The organism is Paenibacillus sp. 1-18 (genome assembly GCF_000520755.1).
Classification (GTDB): domain Bacteria; phylum Bacillota; class Bacilli; order Paenibacillales; family Paenibacillaceae; genus Paenibacillus; species Paenibacillus brasilensis.
Map to the genome: position 1 here is coordinate 1 of NZ_ASSB01000081.1, position 1,592 is coordinate 1,592.

Sequence of the window (1,592 nt, forward strand, 5' to 3'; positions counted from 1 at the left end):
CCGAGCCATCAACAAATACAAAGGATTTGTCAACTTGCAAAATTCTCGCTTCGCGACCTTTGGCTTCTCCGGGCTCAAAGCGGTCTTCACGCTTAAAATGGGTTCCGTCAAAGCTCACAGTGCCGTCCACACTCGTTGTTTCATAAAATGGTTTTTCTATAGCGAGCATATGGTCGTCGATCATCGTTTTGGCGATGAAGGGTCCGGCCAGCTCGGCGGCTACTCCTATAGCCAGTGCGATGAGTGCAGCGATAAAACCTGCTTTGCTCGTCAGGGCGTACTGGAACAGCCTTTTGCCGATATTGGGTTTCATTAGGATACCTCCCCTGAGGTCAGATCAGATTCCACTTGTTGCCGTTCATACTGCTGCCGGTACCAACCGCCAGCCTCAAGCAGCTCACTGTGGGTTCCTTCCTCAATAATGCGTCCTTGCTCCAGCACGACGATCCGGTCTGCATGTTCGACAGCCGAGAGACGGTGAGTGGAGATCAGGGTTGTTTTACCCGAGCGCTTCCGCCGGATATTTTCGATAATACGCGCTTCCGTCCGGGCATCTACTGCAGACAGTGCATCGTCGAGCACCAGAATATCCGGGTCACCGATAAAGGCGCGCGCCAGCGAGACACGTTGCTTCTGGCCGCCGGACAGGGCGATCCCTTTTTCCCCAACGAGTGTATCCAGTCCATCGGACAGGGTGCCCAGGTCCTGATCAAAGGCAGCCGTGCGGATAGCTTCCATGATGTCGTCATCATCTGCACCAGGCTTACCGAACTGAATGTTCTCACGTACCGATTTGGAAAACAAAATTTGTTCCTGCGGTACGTAGCCGATCCAGCTGTGCAGTTGTTCGACGGCAATGTCCTCCAGTCTTGTGCCAGAGATTAAAATATCACCGCTGCCTGTCGGGTACTCATGTAAAAGTTGTTTGAGCAAAGTGGACTTTCCGCTACCAGTTCGACCGACAACGCCCAGCGTTTCACCACGTTTCAACTCCAGGCTCATATGCGACAAATTATCGACAGTGGAGGTGGGATAACGGAAGGTAACGTCTTTCATCGTAATGGACTCAGGACGGCTAACCGATACGGGATGGGCTGCATCCTGTACGTCTGGCTGGACATGGAGTGTTTCATTGACCCGATCCAGAGAAGCGCTGCCACGCTGCATGATATTAATCAGCTCACCGATGGCAAACATCGGCCAAATCATCATTCCCAGATACATGTTAAAGGAGACTAGCTCGCCCAGCGTAATATCGTTATGAAATACCAGATAAATACCATAGCCGAGGCCGATGACGTAACTAAGTCCTACGCACAGGCGGATGGTTGGTTCAAAGAGAGCGTCCATTCGGGCGACTGCCAAATTTTTACGAAACACATCCTCGGTAATATCTGCAAAACGCTTTTCATCCATCCGCTCCTGCACATAGGCGCGAATGACCCGGATACCTGCCACTGATTCCAGCACCTGATCGTTCATATCGCCAAATGCATCCTGTGCGAGTGTGTAGCGCTCGTGAACGGCTTTGCCGTAAATGCTCATGGCCAGCGCAATAAAAGGCAGCGGCAGGATAGCCGCCAGTGTCAGCT

Annotated in this window: 1 protein-coding gene and 1 pseudogene; both read right to left on the reverse strand. The window is 52.1% G+C overall.

The window, feature by feature from the left end; all coding sequences use genetic code 11:
• Nucleotides 1-313: pseudogene (locus L693_RS27710) on the reverse strand (multidrug ABC transporter permease); the annotation flags it as partial.
• Nucleotides 313-1,592, reverse strand: a 1,280-nt coding sequence (locus L693_RS0105655) for an ABC transporter ATP-binding protein (RefSeq protein WP_025716433.1), incomplete at its 5' end; no start/stop codon positions are given. The pseudogene L693_RS27710 and the gene L693_RS0105655, both read right to left, overlap by 1 nt.